Origin of the sequence: Hymenobacter psychrophilus (assembly GCF_900107135.1) — a bacterium.
GTDB lineage: Bacteria > Bacteroidota > Bacteroidia > Cytophagales > Hymenobacteraceae > Hymenobacter > Hymenobacter psychrophilus.
Window position 1 is genome coordinate 282,488 of record NZ_FNOV01000005.1, and the last position, 23,328, is coordinate 305,815.

24 protein-coding genes are annotated in these 23,328 nt (G+C 57.5%); 10 read left to right on the top strand and 14 right to left on the bottom strand.

The genetic code is table 11. The features are described 5' to 3' along the window. Positions 1 to 34: 34 nt before the first annotated feature. Positions 35 to 1,366, bottom strand: a complete 1,332-nt coding sequence (gene rseP / locus BLW21_RS09650) for an RIP metalloprotease RseP (protein ID WP_175470916.1) — start codon at positions 1,364 to 1,366, stop codon at positions 35 to 37. Between the two features lie 273 nt (positions 1,367 to 1,639). After that, entirely contained in the window at positions 1,640 to 2,818 is a 1,179-nt protein-coding gene (locus BLW21_RS09655; RefSeq protein WP_092739404.1) for a 1-deoxy-D-xylulose-5-phosphate reductoisomerase, read from the bottom strand. Between the two features lie 171 nt (positions 2,819 to 2,989). Between BLW21_RS09655 and BLW21_RS09660 the strand changes: the two genes are divergently transcribed. Further along, positions 2,990 to 3,466, top strand: a complete 477-nt coding sequence (locus BLW21_RS09660) for a hypothetical protein (protein WP_092739406.1) — start codon at positions 2,990 to 2,992, stop codon at positions 3,464 to 3,466. 126 nt (positions 3,467 to 3,592) lie between these two features. On the opposite strand, the gene BLW21_RS09665 is transcribed toward BLW21_RS09660, so the two are convergent. Genes BLW21_RS09665 through BLW21_RS09680 form a run of 4 tightly spaced genes read right to left on the bottom strand, consistent with a single transcriptional unit; the run spans position 3,593 to position 6,393 of the window. Beyond that, on the bottom strand, positions 3,593 to 4,057 hold the full coding sequence (locus BLW21_RS09665; protein ID WP_092739408.1) for a 3-oxoacyl-ACP synthase: 465 nt from the start codon (positions 4,055 to 4,057) through the stop codon (positions 3,593 to 3,595). Next, complete coding sequence (locus BLW21_RS09670; protein WP_092739410.1) at positions 4,036 to 4,449, bottom strand: hypothetical protein; 414 nt, start codon at positions 4,447 to 4,449, stop codon at positions 4,036 to 4,038. Before BLW21_RS09670 ends, BLW21_RS09665 begins: the two co-directional genes overlap by 22 nt. Before the next feature lie 47 nt (positions 4,450 to 4,496). Further along, entirely contained in the window at positions 4,497 to 4,799 is a 303-nt protein-coding gene (locus BLW21_RS09675; protein WP_217633851.1) for an SPFH domain-containing protein, read from the bottom strand. 4 nt (positions 4,800 to 4,803) lie between these two features. Then, positions 4,804 to 6,393 carry a M28 family metallopeptidase gene (locus BLW21_RS09680; RefSeq protein ID WP_092739412.1) on the bottom strand — a complete coding sequence of 530 codons (1,590 nt, stop codon included), beginning with the start codon at positions 6,391 to 6,393 and terminating at the stop codon, positions 4,804 to 4,806. 440 nt (positions 6,394 to 6,833) lie between these two features. Here BLW21_RS09680 and BLW21_RS09685 point away from each other — a divergent pair, with 440 nt between their 5' ends. From BLW21_RS09685 to BLW21_RS09715, 9 genes are all read left to right on the top strand, one after another. Further along, positions 6,834 to 7,391 (top strand): hypothetical protein, encoded by a 558-nt coding sequence (locus tag BLW21_RS09685; RefSeq protein ID WP_092739414.1) that lies wholly within the window; start codon positions 6,834 to 6,836, stop codon positions 7,389 to 7,391. Between the two features lie 76 nt (positions 7,392 to 7,467). Then, the gene (locus tag BLW21_RS09690) at positions 7,468 to 9,279 is read left to right on the top strand and encodes an ABC transporter ATP-binding protein (RefSeq protein ID WP_092739416.1); all 1,812 of its coding nucleotides are present in this window, start codon (positions 7,468 to 7,470) and stop codon (positions 9,277 to 9,279) included. A gap of 53 nt (positions 9,280 to 9,332) precedes the next feature. After that, positions 9,333 to 10,028: a hypothetical protein gene (locus tag BLW21_RS09695; RefSeq protein ID WP_092739418.1), complete on the top strand. Its 696-nt coding sequence runs from the start codon at positions 9,333 to 9,335 to the stop codon at positions 10,026 to 10,028. A 2-nt stretch (positions 10,029 to 10,030) separates the two neighbouring features. Next, on the top strand, positions 10,031 to 10,696 hold the full coding sequence (locus BLW21_RS21130) for a hypothetical protein (RefSeq protein ID WP_139255151.1): 666 nt from the start codon (positions 10,031 to 10,033) through the stop codon (positions 10,694 to 10,696). Further along, positions 10,678 to 10,983, top strand: a complete 306-nt coding sequence (locus BLW21_RS21135; RefSeq protein WP_139255152.1) for a nucleotidyltransferase domain-containing protein — start codon at positions 10,678 to 10,680, stop codon at positions 10,981 to 10,983. Before BLW21_RS21130 ends, BLW21_RS21135 begins: the two co-directional genes overlap by 19 nt. Positions 10,984 to 11,006: 23 nt before the next feature. Continuing rightward, positions 11,007 to 11,267 carry a barstar family protein gene (locus tag BLW21_RS09700; RefSeq protein ID WP_092739420.1) on the top strand — a complete coding sequence of 87 codons (261 nt, stop codon included), beginning with the start codon at positions 11,007 to 11,009 and terminating at the stop codon, positions 11,265 to 11,267. 114 nt (positions 11,268 to 11,381) lie between these two features. Further along, positions 11,382 to 12,452: an SDR family oxidoreductase gene (locus tag BLW21_RS09705; RefSeq protein ID WP_092739555.1), complete on the top strand. Its 1,071-nt coding sequence runs from the start codon at positions 11,382 to 11,384 to the stop codon at positions 12,450 to 12,452. Between the two features lie 298 nt (positions 12,453 to 12,750). Then, entirely contained in the window at positions 12,751 to 13,752 is a 1,002-nt protein-coding gene (locus BLW21_RS09710) for a hypothetical protein (RefSeq protein WP_092739422.1), read from the top strand. A gap of 90 nt (positions 13,753 to 13,842) precedes the next feature. Then, entirely contained in the window at positions 13,843 to 14,796 is a 954-nt protein-coding gene (locus BLW21_RS09715) for a carboxypeptidase-like regulatory domain-containing protein (RefSeq protein ID WP_092739424.1), read from the top strand. 72 nt (positions 14,797 to 14,868) lie between these two features. Here the strand turns inward: BLW21_RS09715 and BLW21_RS09720 are convergent, their stop codons facing one another. The 8 genes from BLW21_RS09720 to BLW21_RS09750 all read right to left on the bottom strand — a co-directional run bounded on the left by BLW21_RS09720 (position 14,869) and on the right by BLW21_RS09750 (position 23,167). Beyond that, the gene (locus tag BLW21_RS09720) at positions 14,869 to 15,690 is read right to left on the bottom strand and encodes an enoyl-ACP reductase FabI (protein ID WP_092739426.1); all 822 of its coding nucleotides are present in this window, start codon (positions 15,688 to 15,690) and stop codon (positions 14,869 to 14,871) included. 218 nt (positions 15,691 to 15,908) lie between these two features. Then, complete coding sequence (recN, locus tag BLW21_RS09725; protein WP_092739428.1) at positions 15,909 to 17,582, bottom strand: DNA repair protein RecN; 1,674 nt, start codon at positions 17,580 to 17,582, stop codon at positions 15,909 to 15,911. Positions 17,583 to 17,909: 327 nt separating this feature from the next. After that, positions 17,910 to 18,830 carry a type IX secretion system protein PorD gene (porD, locus tag BLW21_RS09730; protein WP_092739430.1) on the bottom strand — a complete coding sequence of 307 codons (921 nt, stop codon included), beginning with the start codon at positions 18,828 to 18,830 and terminating at the stop codon, positions 17,910 to 17,912. Beyond that, positions 18,823 to 19,476, bottom strand: coding sequence for a phosphopantothenoylcysteine decarboxylase domain-containing protein (locus BLW21_RS22045; protein WP_317040227.1), 654 nt, complete (start codon positions 19,474 to 19,476; stop codon positions 18,823 to 18,825). Before BLW21_RS22045 ends, porD begins: the two co-directional genes overlap by 8 nt. 3 nt (positions 19,477 to 19,479) lie before the next feature. Continuing rightward, complete coding sequence (locus BLW21_RS22050; RefSeq protein ID WP_317040228.1) at positions 19,480 to 20,058, bottom strand: flavoprotein; 579 nt, start codon at positions 20,056 to 20,058, stop codon at positions 19,480 to 19,482. A 130-nt stretch (positions 20,059 to 20,188) separates the two neighbouring features. After that, on the bottom strand, positions 20,189 to 20,521 hold the full coding sequence (locus tag BLW21_RS09740) for a DNA-directed RNA polymerase subunit omega (protein ID WP_092739432.1): 333 nt from the start codon (positions 20,519 to 20,521) through the stop codon (positions 20,189 to 20,191). Between the two features lie 46 nt (positions 20,522 to 20,567). Continuing rightward, a complete protein-coding gene (locus BLW21_RS09745) occupies positions 20,568 to 21,395 on the bottom strand; it encodes an outer membrane protein assembly factor BamD (RefSeq protein WP_092739434.1) in 828 nt (275 codons plus the stop codon). Between the two features lie 143 nt (positions 21,396 to 21,538). Next, positions 21,539 to 23,167: an OstA-like protein gene (locus tag BLW21_RS09750; RefSeq protein WP_092739436.1), complete on the bottom strand. Its 1,629-nt coding sequence runs from the start codon at positions 23,165 to 23,167 to the stop codon at positions 21,539 to 21,541. Between the last annotated feature and the right edge of the window lie 161 nt (positions 23,168 to 23,328).

The following is a 23,328-nucleotide window of genomic DNA, read 5'->3' on the forward strand; positions in this document are numbered from 1 at the left end:
GGACAGCACGGCTTTTCAGTCCACTAAGTCAATCCTAGTTTCCAAAGGCTTTGATGAGCGGGTTGATGATGAGCGTGAAGGCCATCAGGCCCAGAATAATCATCATACCTACCTTCTGAGCGTTTTCCATGAACGCATCGGAAGGCTTGCGGCCGGCCACCATTTCGTAGAGCAGAAACACAACGTGGCCGCCGTCGAGGGCCGGGATGGGCAGCAGGTTCATGAAGGCCAGCACCATCGAGAGCAAACCGGTCAGCGTCCAGAACCGGAGCCAGTCCCAGGTGCCGCCGTACTGCTGGGCAATTTCGATGGGCCCGCCCACCGACTTACGGAACGAGGCTTCGCCACGGAAAATTTTACCGAAAGCCTTCATCTGGGTCGTTACGACACCGAAGGCCTGCTTGGTACCCACCGGCACGGCCTCCAGCAGCCCGTAGTTGCGGGTTTCAAACTTGAGCAGCGACTTGGGCAGGAAACCAATTTTGCCGTCCTCATCCACGTTCACGTTCAGATTCATCGGCTGGCCGGCGCGCTCCACGCGTACCACCACTGGTTTGCCGGCCTGGTCCTTGAGGGCTTTCTGCAACTCGGGGAAGAAGCGGATGGGCGCGCTGCCCACGGTCAGGATACGGTCTTGGGGCAGCAGGCCAGCTTTGGAGGCGGGGCTACCGGACACTACCTGGTCCACCACAAAAGGGTCGAGGGGTTGCACGAAACGCTGCTCGCCTTCGTCGGCGAGGCGGTCCATGAAGTCGTTGGGTACGGGCACGTCCACCAGTTGGCCGGCGCGGTCAACGGTGTAGTAGGCGTTGGAGCCCAAAATCACGTCGGGGCTGTACACGTCGCTGAAATCGTCGAAGGGCCGGCCGTTGATTTTCACGATTTTGTCGCCTTCGCGGAAGCCCATTTCCTGGCCCAGCTCACTGGGCACAATGCCGTAGCGCACCTCCGAGGCCGGCAGATAGCTCTGGCCGTAGCTGAAGGTGAGCAGCGTGAAGATGACGATGCCGGTTAGCACGTTCATGATAATGCCGCCCAGCATCACAATCAGGCGCTGCCAGGCCGGCTTCGAACGGAACTCGTCGGGGGCCGGCTCGGCGGCGAGGCTGGCCGCGTCCTGGGTTTCATCGACCATGCCGTGGATGGCCACGTAGCCGCCCAGCGGGAACCAGCCCAGGCCGTATTCCGTCTCGCCGATTTTCTTTTTGAACAGGGCGAAATTCATTACCCCGGGCAGCGGAAACAGGAAGTCGAAGAAGATGTAAAACTTATCGACCCGGATTTTAAAGTATTTGGCGGCCGCGAAGTGTCCGAACTCGTGCAGGCCCACCAGGAGCGAAAGGCCCAGCAACAGGTTGCCAGCCATGATTAATCCTTCCAAAGGGGGTATTTATTAGGTGATGAGGTGAAAGGTGATGGGAAGCGGGTGCTTAACAGAACGTCATGCTGAGTAAAGCGGAGCGGAGTCGAAGCATCTCTGCCGCTTCGTTGCAAGCGGCAGGGTTGGCATGGTGGTAGAGATGCTTCTACTCCGGCTTGTGCCTTCGCTCAACATGACGTTCTTTTTTCTTCCGTTCTCATCCGCAGCCCAACAAACAACGCGCCGCGGCCCGTGGTTCGTCCGATTCCGGCCAGCCTGTCAGGCGCGCGCAGTTTGGAGCAGTTCGGTGGCCACGCGGCGCGTTTCCTGGTCGGTGGCCACGTAGTCGGCGAGGGTTGGAGCGGCAAGGTACGAAACCCGCGCGAGGCTGGTTTCTACTACCTCCGACATCTGCAGGAAGCCGATTTCGTCGCGCAGGAAGGCGGCCACAGCTATTTCGTTAGCCGCGTTGAGGATGCAGGGCGCATTGCCGCCCCGGCGCATGGCCTCGAAGGCTAGCCCGAGGTTGCGGAAAGCGGTAGTATCGGCGGCCTCAAACGTCAGTTGCGGGTAGTCGAGGAAGCTGAAGCGGGGAAACTCGTTGGGCAGCCGCTGCGGGTAGCCCAGCGCGTACTGAATGGGCAGCTTCATGTCGGGCAGGCCCAACTGGGCCTTCAGCGAGCCATCCTCGAACTGCACCAGCGAGTGAATGATGCTCTGCGGATGCACGATGACCTCCACCTGCTCGTTGCGGAGGCCGAACAGCCACTTGGCTTCGATGACTTCCAGGCCCTTGTTCATGAGGGAGGCAGAGTCGATGGTGATTTTGGCGCCCATATCCCAGTTGGGATGCTTGAGGGCCTGGGCGCGGGTTACCTGGGCCAGCTGTGCCCGGCTGCGGCCCCGAAACGGTCCGCCCGAAGCCGTGAGAATGATTTTCTCAATCGGGTTCTGCTCCTCCCCTACCAGGCACTGGAAAATGGCCGAGTGCTCCGAATCGACGGGCAGCAGCTTTACGCCGTGCTCGCGCACCAGCTCCGTTATCAGCTGGCCGGCTACCACCAGGGTTTCCTTGTTGGCCAGGGCAATATCGTGGCCGGCCTTAATGGCGGCCACCGTGGGCAGCAGTCCGGCGTAGCCCACCATGGCCGTCAGCACCACATCGGTATCGGGCCGGCCGGCTACTTCGGCCAGGGCTTCGGCGCCGGCCAGTACTTCGGTTTCGGGCTGATTGGCCAGGGCCTCACGCACCTGGGCGTACTTGGTTTCGTCGCCGATAACCACCGCAGCAGGCCGAAACTCGCGGGCCTGGGCCACCAGCAAATCGGTGTTGGACTGGGCTGAGAGGGCCGACACGACGAAGCGGCCCGGCTGGGCGCGGAGCACGTCGAGGGCCTGGGTGCCGATGGAGCCGGTAGAGCCGAGCAGGGCAACGCGCTTGGGGATTTCGGGGAGCATGGGCGGGGTTGAATTCGGATAACCCATTTGTTGTCCTTCGCAAGCAGACACCAGACGAAGGATGACAAACGGGTTCAGCAAAACTACAGCTTCCGGCGGCTTGAACGGCACGTTTTCACCCCCGCCACTCAAAACCGCGTACTTTGGGCTTCCACTACCCTCCCTCCTGCCGTGAGCACTCCCGCCGCCCCCGATTCTGCCGCCTTCGATAAAGCCCGCGCCGGCCTGTGGGCCAGTCTGCAGAAGCACCTGACGACAATTTACGCCGCCGAAACCGACTACCGCGCCGCCACCCGCTTCACCGCAACATTCCCGTTCCCGGCCTCAGCCGCCACGCCTCAGCAGCTGCTCGACTACCAGCACCAGCGGGCCGTATTGCGCGACCTTTTCGTGGACGAAACTACCCAACTCGACACCTTGGTAAAGGCCATCCGCACCAAGGGCTACGCCGAAGACGACAAGAAACTGCTGCTGCTCATGATTCTGGGTTACCTCGACCTGGCCGAAACAGTTTTTGCCCTGCTCGACACCCAGCGCCCCAGCCAGCTGGAGCCCGATGAGGAGCTGGACGAAGCCCGCGGCCGTTTCGAGCGCATCCGCAACTTCGTCCGCCTCAATATCCGGGGCATAGCCGGCCTCAAAATTTAGCTGTTAGCTGTTAGCTGTTAGCTGTTAGCTGTTAGCTGAAAAAACGAAAAGGATTCCGTACTCGATTGAGTGCGAAATCCTTTTTTATTGATTCGAATGGCTCTTTTGACGGGAAGCTAACAGCCCTCAGCTAACAGCTGTAATAAGTACTGTTTTCCCGTTGAACGCGGCAGATTCGCCCGCCCGCTTGCCGGCCAACGCCGCCGCTACCGGCGCGGCGGCCGATACGGCGAAGTAGTCGGTGCCCTCCAGCAGCAGCTTGCCGGCACTCACGCCGAGGTAGAACCAGCCCATAGAAGTTTGCACCAGCGCCCCGGGGCGCACCGCGTCGCAGGGCAAGGCAGGGTCGATGCGCAGTAGCTCCGCCAGCAGCTGGCGGGCCTGCTGGAGCTGCACCAGGTTGCGGTCGCGCTCATTCTGGGCCATGGCACGGCCGGTTTCGTACTTGTCGCCGGCGCTACTCTTGGTTTCGGAATTGGCCGATTCCTGGGCCGCGTTGATGGCCGCCTGGATGGCGTCCATGCGCTCCTGCACGTAGGCCAGGCACAGAGCGTGAAGGTGGGGTTTTATCAACTCGTTTGGGCTTGCCATAGTATTACAGTGTTATCCGCAACCTGCCAGTTAGCCAGCAGGCGACCCAAATGGTTGAGGGAAGCTACCTCGGCGGGCAGCGAAAATTCAGACCGCCGCCGATGCGGGTCCTCCGCTTTATTATCTGTTACCACGCGCAGAGCCGTGTGGCCCATGGCGTCGTAACAGTAAGCCTCTAACAGCAGATAATTTTCTAACTGTGACTCAAAAATAATCCGGGCCGCCGCATGCTGCGGGAATGACTGCAATTGCTGACCAAACGTCTGCCACATGTCGGTATCTCCCGAGAGGTGACTGTGAACCTTGATTTCAGCCTGACTTATCGTTAGGTCGAAAATAGCCCAGCCATAATACACATTGCTTGCTGTAAAGATTATATCACCTTGCTTCATGTTAGTCCCGTTTAGGCAGCGGTCTGTTCTCTCTCTACACGTCAGCCTTACCCCTTCGGCAACGCCGGGAAGTCGCCAACCAGGAACGTATGCTTGCCTTTGGCGGCGATTTTGGTGATGGTTTCCAGGTACTGGAAGAAGCGAATACTATCGTCGTCTTTCATGAGTTCGGCGGCGTTTTTGAGGGTGCGGGCGGTGGCCACGGCGGTGCGGGCATTTTCCAGGTCGGCCTTGGCGCGGATTTTTGCCTCCAGGTGCCGCGAAAACAGGTGGCAGTTGGGCCGAAGATAGTGGGTTGGGCCTAATCGGCCGCCGGAGCCGAAAACGTGCCGTAGCCGGGCTTTCGCCACCAGCCTACAGTTGGCCAACGGTCTTAACCACGGGCAGGGCTTTGCGGGGCAGCTTGGCGTCGCGCATGGCGGCCTGGTACACGAACGAGGCGACTACCACGGCGGCCTGCTTGAGGTCGTCGGCGGGCAGGCGCTCGTAGGTGTCCATGTTGGTGTGGTGGGTGCGGGTACCGTAGTCGAGCGGGTCCTGGATGAACTGGAAGCCCGGCAGGCCCACGGCGTCGAAGGAAAGGTGGTCGGTGCCGCCGGTGTTGCGCAGCGTGACCGTAGTGGCGCCCATATCAGCAAAGGGTTTCAGCCAATCGGCAAAAATAGGCGCGGCGGCCTCGTTGCCCTGGGCATAGATGCCGCGTATTTTACCCGCTCCGTTGTCGAGGTTGAAGTAGGCGGCCAGCTTCTCGTGGTCGGGCAGCAGCTTCATGGTGGCGGGGTCGGCGAAGTGGTTTTTCACGTAGCCCCGCGAGCCAAATAGGCCCTGCTCCTCCTCGCCCCACAGCGCAATGCGGATGGTACGGCGCGGCTGCACGCCGGCGGCTTTCAGCAGGCGCATGGCCTCCATCATCACGGCCACGCCGGCGGCGTTGTCGGTGGCGCCGGTGGCGGCGTGCCACGAGTCGATGTGGGCGCCAATCATAACCACCTCGCTTTTGAGCCTGCGGTCGGTGCCGGCAATTTCGGCCACCACGTTGTAGCCCTGCAGGTCTTTGTCCTGGAAGCGGGTGCGGGTTTCCATTTCCACTTCCACCGGCAGGCCGGCGTCGGCGAGGCGGATGAGGCGCAGCAGGTCTTCGGGCGCCATTTCTATTTCGGGCAGCACGGGCTTGGCGTCCACAGCATAGGGGGCACCGTTGGAGGTGAAGAACGTACCGTCGGAGCCGCCGCGGGTGCTCAGGATGGCGGCCGCACCTTCGGCCTGCACCAGTTCGAGCAGCTTGGTGCGCAGGGCGAACTGGGCGCGGCGGTTTTTCAGCTGCTCATCGGCCTTGGGGTCGGCGAGCTTGGGCGTGGCGGTGGGGGCTTCCAGCTTGAAATCGGCCATCTTTTGCAGCGCCTCGTCGGTGTGGCGGCGGGCATCGGGCTCAAAGGAGGGCGTGGGCGGGTTGGCCACGTCGAGCAGCACAATTTTGTCGCGCAGCTGGCCCTTGTACTTGTCTAGATCGGCCTCGGAAGCGGCCTTCACTACCATCACCCGCTTTTTAAGCGCGCCGTTGGTGCCGGGCGTCCAGGCCTTGGGGGCCCCGATGAGGGCGTGGTAGTAGGGGGCCGTCATGGCCAGGTACGACTTATCAATATCCCAGCCGCGGCCGAAAGTGCCCCAGGGTTCGATGGTGGCCTTGGTGAGGCCCCAGTCGGCGAGCTGCTTGCGGGTCCACTCGTTGGCGCGGGTCAGGCCGTCGGAGCCCGCCAGGCGCGGGCCGCTCACGTCGGTTAGGTAAAAAGCCGTTTCCATCACCTTGGACCGGTTCAGGCCTTCGTCTTTGATTTTGGCGAGCAGGGCCGGGTCGGCCTTGGTACCTCCCGAAGACTGAGCCAATGAGGGCGTGGCAACGGCCAGGGCGCCGGCCAGCAGCAGGAAACGGAACGTGTGCAGCATAAGCAGGAAAGGTTGGAAGGTGAATGAGCAGCCCAATAACCCAAAAATAACGGTGGCGTTGCAACCGGCCGGTGGCGCGGGCCCGATGCCCCATTCACCAGCCCAGTGCTGCCTATCAGCCGAAACGGAACGCGCAATTTTCCGCATCTTCACCCGCCCTGCCGCGTGGTGCGGCAGGTAGTTCCGCTCCTTTTCCCTTCTTTCCTTATGCACTACTTCCCGGCCCTCATTTCGTTTCTGAAGAAACCGGAGCGGAAAGGGTAGCTTCAGGCTGTTTGGCTGACGTATCAAATGGACGTCGGTGGAGCGACACCTGAGCGGCTTGCGCAAGAGTGCGGAGTTTGGGGCTTTTTTTCAGCTGGTAAAGCCGTTTTACGCCAGTATTCAGGATGTGAACCACTATACGGTGGAGTTGTAAACTCATAACCGAGTAGTTACGCATGAATCAGGACGCATTGGTTGGTTTCGGCTTCTGGCGCAGCGTGTTCGAGCCTTTATTACCGGACCCGGCTCAGTTCGTTGATGATAAATGGGACTCTGCTGAAAGGCTACAAGTAATCAACTATCTGCGCCAAGGTCGGCAGCTTACCCATTGGATGGGTTATAGTTGGTGTCGGTTCGGTTGCAAAGCTGCTGATATGGGTGCTGCTGATCTGACTGATGGCAGCTATTGCTGGCCCGAAGGCCTAGCGCATTACTTAGAGAACCATCAGGTACGACTACCGCACGAAATTGTCAGTCACATTCTGGCTCAACATCTATTCGCCTCTGTCCCTACTCAGCAAGCTGAAACTCTGTGGCCAGTAGATATGAGTTGGTGGCTGGGACAAAAAGGCTGGAATACCAGCACCACCGATTTCTCCCAGGGTTCTGAGGCACTTGACAGAGACTTACTTCGTCGCTTCGACCGTAACCTCATTGATTTTGGACCGGAAACTGAAAAAACACGAGTTGCCCGGCAGCAGATGTTGGATGAAGTTCGCCGGAAGTGGCAATAGCGCTTTTCTTGATCTCGAATAACCCCACCCGCGCCCCGCTCGTCTAACCGGCTACTGTTCACTTAGCCGCTGCTGCATGAGTCTTTGGGAGATTATCAGGCGCCTTTACCCCTACGTGCTGCCCTACCGGCAGCTGGTGGTGGCCACGCTGCTACTCACGCTGGTGGGCTCGTTGGCGGCCCAGGTAAACCCGTTCGTGTTGCGCTACACCGTGGATACCGTGCAGGGAATGCTGGACCGTGGCCAGGGACTGGCCCAGGGCATGGACCTGCTGCTGCTGGTGAGCGGCCTTCTGCTGGCCAAGGAAGTCATCAACACCGGTATTCAGTTCGGCCAGCGCTACTACGGCGAGCGAATCCGCATCAGCGTATCGGGCACGCTGGTGCGCGACGCGGTGCACAAGGTGCTGGGCTACCAACTGGGCTTCTACTCCGACAGCGGCAACCAGACCGGCAAGCTCCAGACCCGCATCGATCGGGGCGTGGAGAGCCTGATGAAGCTGGTGCAGAACTTCTTCATTGACATTCTGCCGCTGTTCGCCAACGCCATTGTGGCCTTGGTGGTCATGTTTATGGCCAACCTGTACGTGGGGCTGGTAGCGGTGGCGGTGTTGCCGGTGTACTTCTGGCTCAGCTACCGCCAGGCCGACCGCCTCAACGGTACCCGGCGGGCGTTGCGCGGCCTGCGCGAGGCCCGCAGCCAGGGCCTAGTCAATCTGATCGATTCGGCCGTGGTCATAAAGAGCTTTGTGCGCGAGGATTATGAGGAGCAGAAGCAGACCCAGACCCAGCAGAACCTGCAGGATGCCCAGCTCCAGACCCGCAAAATCAGCTTCCGCTACGACGGCCTCAAAACCTTCACCGAGCAGATTGGCGTCGTGCTCATCATCATCCTGACGGCCTACTTAGTGCTCGATGGGCAGATGACCATCGGGGCCATCATGTTCCATATTCTGCTGTTCAACAACGTATCGGCCCCCATCCGGCAGCTGCACCGCATCTACGACGAGATGAACGACGCCCTCACCTATTCCGAGGGCTTCTTCGACATTCTCGACGCCCAGGATGCCCGCGAGCCCACCGGCCCGTTGCAGCCGGCGCACCTGCGCGGCACGTTCGATATCTGCAATGTCGATTTCACCTACCCCGGCGGCACCCAGGCCCTGCACGACGTGTGCCTGACCATTAAGGCCGGCAAAACTACCGCCCTGGTGGGCCTGAGCGGGGCCGGCAAGAGCACCATCATCAACCTGCTCTGCAAGTTTTACGCTCCCGACCGCGGCCAGATGCTGCTCGACGGCCAGCCCCTGGCCGATTACAACACCCACGCCCTGCGCCGGCAAATCGGGCTGGTGCTCCAGAAAAACCACATTTTCAAGGGCACCATTGAGGAGAATATCCGCTACGGCGTGATGGATGCTCCGCTGGCTCAGGTGGAGCACGCCGCCCGCCAGGCCTACCTGCACGACCAGATTATGGAACTGCCCAAAGGCTACCAGTCCGATGCTCAGCAGCTGTCGGGCGGGCAGCAACAGCGCATTGCCATTGCGCGCCTGTTCCTCAAAGACCCGCCCATCATCTTCCTCGACGAGCCCACCGCCTCGCTCGACGCCATTGCCACCGAGCAGATCAAAAACTCGCTCGACGCCATCAAGCAGGGCCGCACAGTGGTCATCATCTCCCACAGCCTCGCCCAGATTGTGGATGCCGACTGCATCTACGTGATGAAGCAGGGCCGCATGGTGGAAAGCGGCACCCACGAGCACCTCTACGACCTGCGCGGCACCTACCGCGAAATTTTCGACGCTTCGGCCCGCAGCCTCAACATCGAGAAGTTGGCCCGCGTGCTGGTGGATGATGGAGATGAGTTGGGCGACACAGCAGGGTAATTGCTGACAGAGATTATATATTTGTTGACATATAGCAACCTGAATCTGAAAACATGTCCTGCTCTAGAGGAAAAGCTAGCCCAGATGCACATACAAAACTTCATCTTTTCGCTGATTCAGCTGGCTACTGCCAGAATCCTAGCTGTAACAAGAACTTGTTCTTATCGATTGGCGAAAAAGAAATACACATTGCCGAAATGGCTCATATATTCAGCGCCAATAACGATGGACCTAGAGCGAAAATAAATTTAACCCCAGAACAAAGAGGAAATTTTTCAAATTTAATCTTATTATGCCCGTCCTGCCACACTACAATTGACAAAGCTGAAGACCAATTTCCAGATATTCTAATAACTAAATGGAAAAAATATCACAGTGAAAGAATCAATACTTTATTTAACATAGTTTCCTATAAAACTAGAATTGAAGCAAGAAACGAAATAAAAAAAATATTAAAAGAAAACAATACTATATTCAACATATACGGGCCACTCACAGCAGAAAGATTTAACCCCGAGAGCACAAAACCTAAAATATGGAAAATAAAAATACATGAATACATATTACCTAATAATCAAAAAATACTTCGCATTCTAGAAAATAACTACCATCTATTTAACGATGAAGAAGAAAATATTTTTCATTTATTCAAGATTCACGTAAGTGATTTTGAAGGCAAACACATTAATGGAGTAGAAGAAAGCGGAAGTCAGTTTCCAAATTTAATGAACAATATTTTTGAAGACTAAATATGAAATCCGAACAATGGACAACCAATTGGGTAATCGATAAGCTAACAGGCCATAATAGAATCTTTTCGATAAAAAAAGACAATGAAAACGACTTAATATTAATAGAAAGAAATTTTGGCGAAAACATAATAGTAGCAACATTATCCTTAAGTGAAATAAATATCTCGTCAGTAGTCGATATTATTACAAATAAAAAATTAGATTTTATAGTGAATGTAAAAAAAGATTATATAGTCAAGGAAGACGCATATCAGCTAGCAACACAGCACAAAGTTATTATTGGGGGAATGGGTGACATTGACAGAATTATGAATCAAGAATATAATTGGCCATATCTAGACCCTGAAACAAATTTTATTATAAGAGGCCTTGAGCAACACACTAAAGTAAGATCAATAAATAAAATTGACAACAGAAGATTGAAATTATCAACAATAAACAACAATTATTTAATAATAATATATCTAAATGATTATGATTTAAGTATTGAATCTGTAAGAAAATCAATACGGGAATACAATTCGTTCGATTGTATACTAAAATCTAATCCTAACGGAAGAATATCATCTGACGCAGTAGAACTTGCCTCATCTTTAAATATAAAGCTACTAACATGGGGAGAATTACTTCGAGAACTCAATTTCATATGGAAGCAACAAATATAATAAATAAAATATCTAATGCATTATGGGATTTAAACAGCAACAATGTAGAAGCTTTTTTCTATTTATTTGGATCATATATTGTTGATCCAAATAAAGCAAATGACATAGATATTCTTGTGATATACAAAAAAGATACAATTGAAATACAAAACAAATTAAACAAAATACATGAATCATATTTATTTCATGTAATATACTTGACTGAATATGAGGAAAGAGAATTTAACTTTATATCTCAGCAGAAAGCACTGAAAATCGCACCAGTACCGCGTGCTACTCTGCATTAAAATCATACCGCACGTCCCCATGATTGCTCGACCTGACCGGCATTACCACCAAAGCGGCGCTATACCAGCTGTTCAAGGAGCAGTTGGGCTTTGAGGGATGGTACGGCCCGAGCTGGGACGCCTTCTGGGATTCAGTGGTAGCCATCGTGGAAATGCCGCCGGTGCTCACACTCACCAACTGGGAGGAATTCGCCCGTCGCTGCTCCCACGACATGCAGATTCTGCGGCAGGTGATGCAGGACTACGCCGTGGAAATGGCACCCAAGCGCATCGAGCTGGCGTAGCGGGCGGCAACGGGCGGTTCCGCTTTTCGGCGGGCCGGTTGACAGTTTCAGATGTTGATTAGATCTGCCACCGCGTATACGGTGGCTTACACCGTGCAATTCAAATTCCGAAATATGAATAACCGTGCTTTAGTAGTCGGTGCCAGCGGCATCATCGGCAGCAACCTGGCCCGCGAGCTGCTGGCCCACGAATGGCCCACCTACGGCTTGTCCCGCTCGCCCCGCCCCGACGACGTACTTGGTCTGCAGCCCGTGGCCGCCGACCTACTCGACCCTGCCAGCCTGGAAACTGCTCTCGCCGGCCTCGCACCCACCCACGTGTTCATCACCACTTGGATGCGCCAGGACACCGAGGCCGAGAACATCCGCGTCAATGCCCTGATGATTCGCAACCTGCTCGACGCGCTGGCCCCTCAACAATCGGTGCAGCACGTGGCGCTGGTTACCGGTCTCAAGCACTACCTGGGGCCGTTTGAAGCCTACGTGAACGGCGGTACCCCGCCGCCCACGCCCCTGCGCGAGGAGCAGCCCCGCCTGCCGCTCGAAAACTTTTATTACGCTCAGGAAGACGAGGTGTACGCCGCCGCCACCCGCGACGGCTTCACCTGGAGCATCCACCGGCCCCACACCATCATCGGGAAGGCCGTGGGCAACCTCATGAACCTGGGCACCACGCTGGCCGTGTACGCCGCCATCTGCCGCGAAACCGGCCGACCCTTCCGCTGGCCCGGCTCAGAGGCCCAGTGGAACGGCCTCTCCGACGTAACCGACGCCCGCATTATCGCCCAGCAGTTGCGCTGGGCTGCCACCGCCGAAACGGCCCGCAATGAGGCCTTCAACATCGTGAACGGCGACGTATTTCGCTGGAGCTGGCTGTGGCCCCGCCTGGCCGCCTGGTTCGGGGTCGAGGCCGTAGGTTTCGATGGCACCATTCATCCGTTGGAAGCCGAAATGAGCGCCGACGCCCCCGTGTGGCGCGATATAGCCAGCCGCCACAATCTGGCCGAGGCCGACCTCAGCCGCCTGGCCTCGCCCTGGCATACCGATCTGGACCTGGGCCGCCCCATCGAAGTAATGACCGACATGAGCAAGAGCCGCCGGCACGGTTTCCTGGCCTACCAGACCACCGAGGATTCGTTCTTCGACCTGTTCACCCAACTCCGCACCGACCGTTTGATTCCGTAAAGCCGACGAAGCACAACACTGCCCGATGACGTCGCAACTGATGCCGGGCCTATCGGCACCCGGTAGGGCATTTGCACGAAATCATCAACGCGCCGGCCTACAGTCTGGGTAGCCGCTAGCCAGCCCCGTAAATGGCTTGGCTAGCGGCTACCCAGACTGTGGGCCGGCGCATTATTGAGCCCGCTACTGCTGCCAATTGCCCCGTACCTCCCTATGCCGCCATCTTGCCGGCACCCTACCTTTGTGCTGCCCCAGGCAAGCCGCTTTTCAGGCTGCTGTTCTGTACGCGCCACTGTTTATGAACTGGTTTTTCATTTTCTGCTCGCTTCTGCTGCCCCTTACGGTTGCGCAAGCCCAGCCAACTCGCCCACTACTTACGCGCACCATCCAGCTTCCCGCGGAGCTGGCCGACCGTGAAAACCAGTTCTCCGGACTCTGCACCTACCGCGGGCAGCTGCTGCTACTCTCAGAAAGCCGCCTTCAGGAGCAGGCCGAAGCGAAAGTATACGGCTTTGCCCTGCCCGACCTCGACCGGCAGCTGGCTGGTTCAACGGCCGCATTGTCTTTCCGAAAATACACCATCCGCGGCCTCAGCCAGGCCCGGGCCCGCATCGATAGGACCGCCCCCATATACGAGGGTCTGGAGGCGGTAGCGGTGCTGCGCGACACGCTGTATTTTTCCATTGAAACCGTTACGCCGGCTCCCAACTGCTACCTTGTGCGGGGTGTGCTTGACGAAAGCCAAAGCGTCGTTCAGCTTGACAGCAGCTACCTGCTGGCCCTGCCCAAGCCCCGGCTGCCCGACGGCTCCTCGGCTTACAACGCGGGTTTTGAGGCCCTGGCCAGCTATCGGAACCGCGAGTTGCTGGCGCTGTTCGAGTACAACTACCTGGCCCGCGGCAACTCCGCCGTAGCACTGCGTGACGCCCGTTCCCGGTTTGTGCTACTGCCACCAGTACCCTTCCGGGTAACGGACCTGACGCCCACTGGCCGCCGCCGGTTCACGGCCATCAACTACTTCTTCAACGGCGCTTCCGATGCCGTGTACCGCATGGCCTCGCCCGACCCCAACGCCCGCCTGGTGCTGGACAGCGCCGGCCGCTACCAGCACTACAGCCGCCTCATCAGCCTGCGCTACACCCGCCACGGCATCAAGTGGAAACCGTTGCTGACGCTGCCCGTCGAGTACCAGACCTTCAACTGGGAAGGGCTGGCAGCTTATAAGGGTGGTTATTTCCTCATCAACGACAAGTACGGGCCTTCAAGCCAGTCGACGCTGCTGTATCTGCGGCGGCAGTAATGGCAGCAGTTGTTTTAATTGCCTTTGGTGCTTCAAAAGCAACTTGCAGGCAGACTAAAATGATACTATACCGATTTCTATGCGCGGCGTGTGGAATATGCTGGTGATTCGCATCTGCTTGGCGTACGAATAACTTCGATTTATGAAATCAGCTTTACGCTACCTGATTTTACTGCTGATTACCATACCTGCACCGTCGCCGGGCGCATCACCGACCGCTCAACGGGTCAACCGCTTTCCGGCTGCACCGTTTTGCAGTTCGGCACGACCAATGGCGTCAGCACTGGGGCCAATGGCGTGTTCTCGCTGCCAGTGGCTTCAGTAGCCGATACGCTTAGTTTAGTGGTTTCCTCTATTGGCTATATGCATCAGCGGCGCCAAGTGCACCTCTACGACAGCGCTTATTTCGCGCTGTCATCAGCCAGTAAGCTACTTTGCGATTTATTGATTGAGCCACGTTTAGAGGCCGGATTGCTTTCGGGTACTCACTATGCCCCTTTCGGAGCTACTGTCCGGATGAATCGTAGCCGGTATATACCGTTTGTTTCCCATTTGCAAGCCAGCTACCAAACTAACTTTCATGAGAATAATGCTGCCTTCGTTCAAGTTGGATTACCCACCCTGCACCCCGGTAATCGGTTAACGCTAAATGAGCGCCTCAACTATCAATGGTTGCAGGCTGCACCACATAACACCCGCTTTCACGCTTATTCAGCCAGCGTCGAAGCTAGTGATTACCGACTTGGTTCAATTCTGATGCCCAGCTTGGTGGTAGGCGGGGGCTACGCCACCCTAAAAGAGCGGCGCAATAATGAGCAACTAGAAATTGTTGGTTTTGGCTACACCGCTGGCCTGCGACACTACTTCTCTGATGACTTATTGCAGCTGCAGGTACTCGCAACCGCCACGCGCTGGCCCGGCTACTGGCAGTTGCAGGGCAGCGCCAAGCGTGGTTTGTTCGGGAGTTTTGCCGCTGGGGTCAGTTACAACCAAGTCAGGGATTATAAAGAAGTGTCTTTCGCTCTTACCCGGTACTTTTATTAGCCTGGGAGCCCTCAAACAGCAATGCCCGACCACATTGGCCGGGCATTGCTGTTTTACTAAAAAAGAACCGGATTAGTGCTTGGCACCCATTACCAGTTCCACGATTTCCTCCGAGATGCCGGTGGTGCTGAAGCCGCCGTCGTGCATCAGGTTCTGCATGGTTACGTAGCGGGTCAGGTCCGAGAACAGGCTCACCACGTAGTCGGCGCAGGCTTCGGCCGGGGCGTTGCCCAGGGGCGAAAGGCGTTCGGCATACTCGTAGAACGCATCGAAGCCGCTGATGCCGGTGCCGGCGGTGGTTTTGGTGGGCGACTGCGAGATGGTGTTCACGCGCACTTTCTTGAGCTTGCCCAGGCGCTGGCCGTAGCTACGGGCAATGCTTTCGAGCATGGCCTTGGCCTGGCTCATGTCGGTGTAGTCGAGGAAGGCGCGCTGGGCGGCAATGTAGCTCAGGGCTACGGCCGAGCCCCACTCATTGAAGGCGTCCTGCTTCTCGGCCACGGCCAGCATTTTGTGAAACGAGAGGGCCGACACGTCGAGCGTCTTCTGATACCACTCGTAGTTGAGCTCTCCATAATGCTTGCCCTTGCGGATGTTGGCACTCATGCCAATGCTGTGCAGCACAAAATCAAGCTTGCCGCCTAGGTGCTCCTGGGCACCCGAAAACAGCTTCTCCAGGTCCTCCATTGAGGTGGCATCGGCCGGAATGATGGGCGCGTTGCACTGCTCCGAGAGCTTGTTGATTTCGCCCATCCGCATGGCCAGCGGGGCGTTGGTGAGCACGAAGCGGGCGCCCTCGGCGTGGCACTTCAGCGCTACTTTCCAGGCAATGGATTCTTCATTGAGCGCACCGGAAATGATACCGACTTTGCCCGCGAGCAGGTTACTGGCCATATAGGGAGGTGAGTTGAGGTAAGATTGGAACCACAAAAAAGGCGAAAAAACGGCAGAACGTCATGCTGAACGGAACGAAGTGAAGCCGAAGCATCTCTACCGCACCGGTAATCCTGGTGTTGGATTCACCACCATAGCAGCAACGCCTCGCCTCCGCTCCGACACTGGCTTCAGGCGCCTTCGCTCAGCATAACAGCTCTTTCACCCCAGCTCCCGTCCTACCCCGCCATTTCCACGCCGCGCAGGGCCAGCAACTCGCGGGCGCTTTGGGTGGCGTGCAGGGTGGGGTTGGCACCGGAAATCATCTGGGCAATTTCATGGATGCGCTCGTCCTGGCTGAGTTGGCGGATGCGGCTCACGGTGCGGTCGGCGCGGTCTTCCTTGTACACAAAATAGTGGGCGTCGCCGGCGGCAGCCATCTGGGGCAGGTGGCTGATGGCAATAAGCTGGTGCTTCTTGGCCATCTGCTGCATCATACGGCCTACTTTCAGGGCAATTTCGCCGCTGATACCGGTGTCTATTTCGTCGAACACTATCGTTGGCAGGGCCGTTTTGTCGGCCAGCATATACTTGATGCACAGCATGAGGCGCGAGAACTCGCCGCCCGAGGCAGCCTTGCTCAGCGTCTGGGGCTCGGCCCCTTTATTGGCCGTGAACAGGATGCTCACCACATCAATCCCACTAACGGCGGGGGCCCCGGCCTCGTGGCCGACTACGATGCGGGCGTGTGGCATACCCAGGTCGGTGAGCAGCGCGGCCAGCTCCTTCTCGAACTTCGGAAACGTCTTGCGGCGGGCCTCCGAGAGGCGCAGGGCCTGCTTCTGCACGGTGGCCAGGGTGGCTTCCACATCGCGGCGCAGGCGGCTGATCTGCTTGTCGAGGTTGAAGACCGAACTGACCTTGTCGCGCAGGTCGGCGCGCACGGCCAATAGGTCCACCACGTCGCGCACCTGGTGCTTGCGCTGCAGGCTGTAGAGCACGTTTAAGCGGCTCTGCAGCTCATCAATGCGGGCTGGGTCGCCCTCGGTGCGGCGCTCTACCTGCTCAATTTCGTCGGTGATGTCGCGCAGCTCAATCAGGCAGCTGTCGAGGCGGTGGCGCAGGTCTTTTACGGGCTCCGAGTAGGGCGCAATCTGGCCCAGTAGTACGGCTGCATCTTTCAGCGCGCCGGTGGCGCAGTATTCGCCGTCGCTCAGGCTCTGCAGGGCGTGGGTGAGTTTGTACTTGATTTCCTCGGCGTGCTCCAGTTCCTTTACTTCCTGCTCCAGTTCGTCTTGGCGCTCATTGTCGAGACTGGCTTCTTCCAGCTCGTTCAGCAGAAAACTGTGGTAGTCGAGTTCCTTGTTGGCCTGGGCCACTTGGCCCTCCAGGGCCTGCAGGTCGGTTTCGAGCTTGCGGTACTGGCGGAACGCGTTGCTGTACTGGGTGCGGGTGGGCACCAGATGGGCGTACAAATCCAGCAGATTCAGCTGAAACACGGCATCCCCGAGCAGCAGCGTATCGTGCTGCGAATGGATGTCCATGAGGTTGGCCCCGATGTGGCGTAGGGTTTCCAGCGTCACGGGCGTATCGTTCACGAAGGCCCGGCTCTTGCCATTAGGGCTCAGCTCGCGCCGCAGAATGCACTGCTGGTCGTAGTCCACATCCTCCGCTTCGAAAATATCGTGGAGCTGGTAGCTGCTGATATCGAAGTGCCCCTCAATCACGCACTTTTTGGCCGTATCGAAGAGCATGCGCGAGTCGGCGCGGTTGCCGAGCAGCAGCCCGATGGCGCCCAGCATAATGGACTTGCCGGCGCCCGTTTCGCCGGTAATGATGTTGAGCAGGGCCGAAGGTTTCATCTCCAGCTTTTCAATCAGGGCGTAATTCTGAATTCGTAAATCAACCAGCATACCGAAAAAGCGTGAGGGCCGGAGCGCCGGCCGTGGCTACTAAAAGTGCAGCTACGGCCCCGTATCATACGGCCAGGGCTAGCAGCTTTAGCAAAGCTACTAGTTCGGTTAGTCAAATGCCAGTTATTTTCGCAAAGAGCAATACCAGAGGCCATCACGGCCTCTTGCGGTGGCTTTTGCGCGCAAACTTTTCGTTTGTGTCTAGTTCGGGTTGCGAAGTAATTCGCTATAAAGATATAAAGGCGGAGACAAGCTCCACCCCTACCGCACTAACAGCTAACAGCTAACAGCTAACAGCTAACAGCTAACAGCTAACAGCTAACAAAATTACGGCTGGCGCAGAATCGTTTCGTACTTCGAGGAGTTGGTGGGGTCAGTTTCGGTGAGCAGCGTCACGAGGTCGATTTTCTGCTGCTGGTCGGGGCTGGTACGGAAGACGTTGGAAATCTCATCGGCCTTGGTCTGGAAAAACGACCGCGCGAACAGCGTACCGGGTCGGCGCTGCACGGCTTTCTGCACCTCCTGCAGCGCCTTGTACATGTTGGTGCGGGCCTCCTCGGGCTGGGTGATGAAGATATCGAGTCCCTGGCGGTAGTAGGCGTACATGCCGCTGCGGAAGGCCTGCAACTGGGGGTCCTGCAGGTTGTTGAGCAGCCAGTAGCGGTTGTTGCTGCTCTCGTCCTTCCAGCCGGGGTCCGACTCGTTGGTGATGTTCTGGGAGGCCGCGTTGGTCAGAATCTGCCGGGCCCGGTCGTAATACGGGCCGCCGCTCAGGGGCGCGAAGCTGTCCTGGTCCAAGCCAATCATCAGGTAGGCATAAAAAGACAGCAGCGACGAAAGGTTGCCGACAAACGTGTTTTCGGAGTATTCAAGCGGGTTTTGGGGCGAGTAATTGAACAGCCAGCCCCGGTCAGCGAAACTCAGCACGTTGCTGTCGTAGCCGGTGCCGTACACCGGCCGGCTGCTCACAATGCGCACCGTGGCCCGATAGGTGCCGTTTTGCGGAATTTCGGTGATTCCCACGAACAGCCGGCAGCGGATGCGCTCCTCAGGCCGGTACGCCCGGTTGGTGAAGGCCCGGCTGTTGAGAAAATTCTGGATGTCGTTGCGCAACTGCTGCACCAGCTGCGGGTCCGAAATCGTTACGTTTTCGGTCGAAACGGATACCTGCACCTGCAGCTCCTGGGCCCGGGCGGGGCACAGCAACACCAGCAACGACAGCACAAACAGCAACGAAAACTTACGCATGGCGGGCGGCTAAACGGTCGAGCACAACGCCCGCAATATCGAGGGCGACATCGGTTTTAGATTTCAGCTCGAACGCCGTTACGCGGCCCCCGGCTTCGAGTAAAGTTACCCGATTCGTATCGTGGCGGAAACCGGCCCCGGCATCGCGCAGTGAGTTGAGCACAATCAGGTCGAAATTCTTACGCTCGAGCTTGCCCAGCGCGTGGGCCTGCTCGTTCTCTGTTTCCAACGCAAAGCCTACCGAAAATTGTTCGGGCCGCTTGGTTTTTCCGAGCTCGAAGGCAATATCCACGTTTTTCACCAGCTCCAGCGTCAGCCGCTCGCCGCTTTTCTTGATTTTCTGGGTGGCCACTTCGGCCGGGCGGTAGTCGGCCACGGCGGCGGCAAACACCCATACGTCGGCCAGCCGGGCGGCGTCGGTGGCGGCCGCATACATCTCGGCGGCCGTCTGCACCCTAGTGGTCAGAATGTGCGGGGAAGCCGGGTCGGGCAGGTTGGTGGGCCCACTGATGAGGGCCACCTCGGCCCCAGCCGCGGCGAAGGCCTCGGCCAGCGCGTAACCCATTTTCCCGGTGCTATGGTTGCCCAGAAACCGCACCGGGTCCAGGGGTTCGTAAGTCGGACCAGCCGTTATCAGAACGCGCATTTCTTAATTTTTCTGGTTGAATTCCCGCTCTAGTTCCCGCACGATATCCTCGGGCTCCAGCATGCGGCCGGGGCCGCTCAGGCCGCTGGCCAGCTCGCCGGCCGGCGACTCCCATACCGTGTTGCCGTAGCTGCGCAGGCGCGCCAGGTTGGCCTGCGTGGCCGGGTGCCGGTACATATCCAGGTCCATGGCCGGGGCCACAAACACGGGGCAGCGGGCCGAGAGATACACGGCGTCAAGCAGCGTGTCGCAGAGGCCGCCAGCCAAGTGTGCCAGGGTGTTGGCCGAGGCCGGGGCTACCACCAGCGCATCGGCCCACAGGCCCAGCTCGACGTGGTTGTGCCATTCGCCGGCCCGCTCATCCTTCAGGAAACCCTGCAATACCGGGTTTTTGGAAAGCGTGGCCAGTGTGAGCGGCGTAACAAAGGCGGTGGCGGCCGGTGTCAGCACCACGCGCACTTCGCTTCCCGCTTTCACCAGCAGGCGCACCAGTGGCGCGGCTTTGTAGGCGGCAATGCTACCACTCACACCCAGCAGAATTTTCCGGCTCTGTAGCGACATACGCGAAGTTGGGCGAAGCATGATTCTGCCTCGGGGTTAAAGTTGAGTTCGGCTGGCGGCGTAGTACGCATTCACCTTACACACCAAAGCCTCCCCGCCACCCGGATTCGTCCGGATGGCAGGGAGGCTGCGGCTGGCTGGGAAAGCCAAGCTACGCGTTCTTCTCGGCTTCCTGCTCGGGCGTGCTGAAATACACCTTGCCTTCCAGAAACTCCTCGATGGCGAGGTTGGTAGGCTTGGGCAGACGCTCGTAGTGCTTGGAAATCTCGATTTGCTCGCGGTTTTCAAACACTTCCTCCAGGTTATCGACGGTAGTGGCAAACTCGGCCAGCTTCCCGTTGAGCTCCTCTTTCAGGTTGATTGACAGCTGGTTGGCTCGCTTCGAAATAATAGCGATGCTCTCGTACACATTGCCGGTTTCGGGGGTGAAATCCGACATGTTGCGGGTGACGATGGAGGCGGAGATGTTGTTGGGCGTCTTCATATGATGAATGTTCGGGGTTCTTAAGTGAAACCGCGCGCGGAAAGCCTTACTTGGCGGCGGCCGTATTGGCCACTTTCAGCTTGTCGGCAGCCGCGCGGGCATTGTCGTACATTTTTTCGGCGTCTTTCAGCTGTTTGCTCTGCGGAAAGGTATCGATGAAGCTCTGGTAAAACGCCAGGGTTTCGTTATAGCGTTCCAATTGCTTTTCGGCTACCGATTCGGTGGCCAGATCGAACTGGGCATTGAGCTTCAGGAAAGCCGCCTGCTCGCCGTAGGCCGAGGCCGGGTACTGCTGCTGGAAGTTGGTGAAAGCCGTAACGGCCGACTGGTAGTAGCGCAGATCGTAGTAGAGCTTGGCCGACAGAAAGGCCTTGTTCTCCAGCTTCTTCTGCAGCTCCTGCGACATGCTTTCCACTTCGGGCCGGAACTTGCTTTCGGGATACCGATTCAGAAATTCCTGAATTACCTCCAGCGCCGTGTAAGTATTGGTCTGGTCGAGCTGAAACTCCGGCGAATCTTTGAACAACGACTTAGCCTGCATGAAATAAGCCTCCTGGGCATACTCCGAGTTAGGATAGGTGTCGTGGAAGGTTTTAAAGTAGTAGGCACTCAGCGTGTAGTTGCGCTGGCGGTAGTTGGTGTTGGCGAAGTAGAACTGCGCCTTCTCGGCCTCCGGACGACCCTTGAGCAGCGGAATCAGTTCCTCCAGCAGCGTGCCGGCCTTGAAGAAATCCTCCTTCTCGTAGTACTGGATGGCAGCTTCATACTTTTTGTTCACATCGGTGCTCTTGAGCAGCTTCTGATAGCCGGAGCAGGAACTGAGAAGCGTGGCGCTCAGCAGCAGAACAAAGAAAGCAGGACGGAATGACAGCATAAGGGCGCAAAGGTACAAATTAGTAGTTGGTAGTAGTTAGCCGGCCGTTCCAGATTCCCAGGGCTGAAGCCCTGGGCTACGGAGCCGAGCCGAAAACCTGACTAGCCCAGAGCTTCAGCCCTGGTAAACCAGAACCGTCGGGCTTATTTCCTGGCCGGCGCTTTACCCTTGGATTTGACCGGCGACTTGCGGACCGGAACGGGCTTCTTTTTCGGTTTGGCCAGGGCCAAGGCAAAGTGCTTGCCCAGCGTCTGGCGGCGGGTGGGCCGGTCGTCGGGTCGCCACCGGAAGTCCTTGAGCCGGGCTTCCTCGGGATTCAGCTCATTGGGCGGGATGAACTTGGCTTCGGGGTTGGTAATAAAACTGATGGTTTGCAGCTCGTCGTCGGCAAAGCGCAGGGCCATGGTAGCCGAGAGCGACTTGTTGACGCCCGATACGGCCGTGTCGCCCTCAAGAGCATAGTAGAGGCTCTCGGCGTTGCCAACCACGTCAATTTTTTTTATCGACTTCTCCCCGAAGTAGGCTACCATGGTGCGGCCCTTCACTTGGTTGTAGTTGCCAATCGTGTCGAGCCCGATGCTGAAAGCGTGGCCATAGAGCCGCATCTGGTCGATTTTACCCCGGCGCTGCCGGATTTCCATCGAGTCGGCCGTCAGCTGGTTTTTCTTGGTCCACAGCACCGGATCGTGGCTGAGGTAGATGACGGAGTCCTGCCGGTCGTAGGTGAGCGAGTCGGCCCGGCCCTGTAAATCGGCGCGAAAGATGCGCGCCTTTTTATAGGCGTAAATCACGGCACCCTTATTAAGCGGCGGCTTACCCTCAATGCTGACCAGCGTATCGGCCGTGAGGTAGAGCGTGTCTTTGCCCGAAATGTTGCGCATCACGGGCCGGCTACCGTACACTTTAGCGCGGCCCTGGGCCCGCCAGTAGCGCCCCACGTCGCCCCGTATTTCCAGGTTGTCCTTCTTGGAAATCATCGACACCCGGCCCGTCGCCACGCCATAGGCAGTCAGCTCGTTGTAGAACAGCTTGTCGCCGCCGAGCAGGTATTCGGGTGTTTCAATTTTGGCGTTCCTGCCAAAGTTGGCCTCTTTGGTGATGGTGTTGTAGGTGCCGTTTTCGGCGTACAGGTTTTTGTCTTTGCCCGTAATGCGCGTAGGGCCGAAGAAGTAGGCCACTTTGCTAACGGTGTTATACTGCAGCGTATCGGTCGTGATAACGTTTTCGGGCGTTACCAGCTTCACATTGCGCTTGAAGCTGAATACTTTGCTGACGGTGTTGTAGTAGCCGAACTGGCTGTCGAGCGTGTTTTTGGGGTCCTGCAGATGGCCGCCGGTGCTGTAATAGGCCAGGTTGTTGGCCAGGTCGTAGTCGAGCAGCTGGGTGGTGAGGGTCATGCGCGGATCGCGCAGCGTTACGTTGCCCGTTATGCGGGCCTTGCGGGTGTCGCCGTCGTAGGTGCCGCGGTTGCCGGTTATCGTGATGGTGTCGTTCTGGATAATGCGCACATTGCTGAACGCCTCGATGGCGTTGCGCTCCAGATACTGGTACATCGAGTCGGCGTAGAGCAGCGTGGTGCCCTGGCGCAGGCTCACGTTGCCCAGCAGCTTGCGAATTTCGACACCATTAAAACTACCACCCTCCAGCGAGTTGGCGGTCAGCAGCTCAATCGGCTGGCCGCTACCGGGCTTGGCAGCAGGCTTTGCCTGCGACCACCCCAGCAGCGGCAGTGCCAGCAGTAAAACAAGAAAAACAGACTTGGAAAGCGACATTTCGGCGCAAAGGTACGGAAGAGGTGCTGCTAACGCGTTTCTTTGTGGAATAGTACGATTAGACGGGAAGAGAGAATTTTAAAGCCAAGGCTAGAAAGCTAGTTCCCCTCCTTGGAAAGGAGGGGCTAGGGGTGGTTGATTCGTCAGAACGACTACCCAAT

Excerpts from the sequence above, each read along its gene's own strand:
- rseP (WP_175470916.1), bottom strand. The coding sequence starts at position 1,366 with ATGGCTGGCAACCTGTTGCTGGGCCTTTCGCTCCTGGTGGGCCTGCAC.
- BLW21_RS09655 (WP_092739404.1), bottom strand. The coding sequence starts at position 2,818 with ATGCTCCCCGAAATCCCCAAGCGCGTTGCCCTGCTCGGCTCTACCGGC.
- BLW21_RS09665 (WP_092739408.1), bottom strand. The coding sequence starts at position 4,057 with ATGGCAAGCCCAAACGAGTTGATAAAACCCCACCTTCACGCTCTGTGC.
- BLW21_RS09670 (WP_092739410.1), bottom strand. The coding sequence starts at position 4,449 with ATGAAGCAAGGTGATATAATCTTTACAGCAAGCAATGTGTATTATGGC.
- BLW21_RS09680 (WP_092739412.1), bottom strand. The coding sequence starts at position 6,393 with ATGCTGCACACGTTCCGTTTCCTGCTGCTGGCCGGCGCCCTGGCCGTT.
- BLW21_RS09685 (WP_092739414.1), top strand. The coding sequence starts at position 6,834 with ATGAATCAGGACGCATTGGTTGGTTTCGGCTTCTGGCGCAGCGTGTTC.
- BLW21_RS09690 (WP_092739416.1), top strand. The coding sequence starts at position 7,468 with ATGAGTCTTTGGGAGATTATCAGGCGCCTTTACCCCTACGTGCTGCCC.
- BLW21_RS09695 (WP_092739418.1), top strand. The coding sequence starts at position 9,333 with ATGTCCTGCTCTAGAGGAAAAGCTAGCCCAGATGCACATACAAAACTT.
- BLW21_RS21130 (WP_139255151.1), top strand. The coding sequence starts at position 10,031 with ATGAAATCCGAACAATGGACAACCAATTGGGTAATCGATAAGCTAACA.
- BLW21_RS21135 (WP_139255152.1), top strand. The coding sequence starts at position 10,678 with ATGGAAGCAACAAATATAATAAATAAAATATCTAATGCATTATGGGAT.
- BLW21_RS09705 (WP_092739555.1), top strand. The coding sequence starts at position 11,382 with ATGAATAACCGTGCTTTAGTAGTCGGTGCCAGCGGCATCATCGGCAGC.
- BLW21_RS09710 (WP_092739422.1), top strand. The coding sequence starts at position 12,751 with ATGAACTGGTTTTTCATTTTCTGCTCGCTTCTGCTGCCCCTTACGGTT.
- BLW21_RS09720 (WP_092739426.1), bottom strand. The coding sequence starts at position 15,690 with ATGGCCAGTAACCTGCTCGCGGGCAAAGTCGGTATCATTTCCGGTGCG.
- recN (WP_092739428.1), bottom strand. The coding sequence starts at position 17,582 with ATGCTGGTTGATTTACGAATTCAGAATTACGCCCTGATTGAAAAGCTG.
- porD (WP_092739430.1), bottom strand. The coding sequence starts at position 18,830 with ATGCGTAAGTTTTCGTTGCTGTTTGTGCTGTCGTTGCTGGTGTTGCTG.
- BLW21_RS22045 (WP_317040227.1), bottom strand. The coding sequence starts at position 19,476 with ATGCGCGTTCTGATAACGGCTGGTCCGACTTACGAACCCCTGGACCCG.
- BLW21_RS22050 (WP_317040228.1), bottom strand. The coding sequence starts at position 20,058 with ATGCTTCGCCCAACTTCGCGTATGTCGCTACAGAGCCGGAAAATTCTG.
- BLW21_RS09740 (WP_092739432.1), bottom strand. The coding sequence starts at position 20,521 with ATGAAGACGCCCAACAACATCTCCGCCTCCATCGTCACCCGCAACATG.
- BLW21_RS09745 (WP_092739434.1), bottom strand. The coding sequence starts at position 21,395 with ATGCTGTCATTCCGTCCTGCTTTCTTTGTTCTGCTGCTGAGCGCCACG.
- BLW21_RS09750 (WP_092739436.1), bottom strand. The coding sequence starts at position 23,167 with ATGTCGCTTTCCAAGTCTGTTTTTCTTGTTTTACTGCTGGCACTGCCG.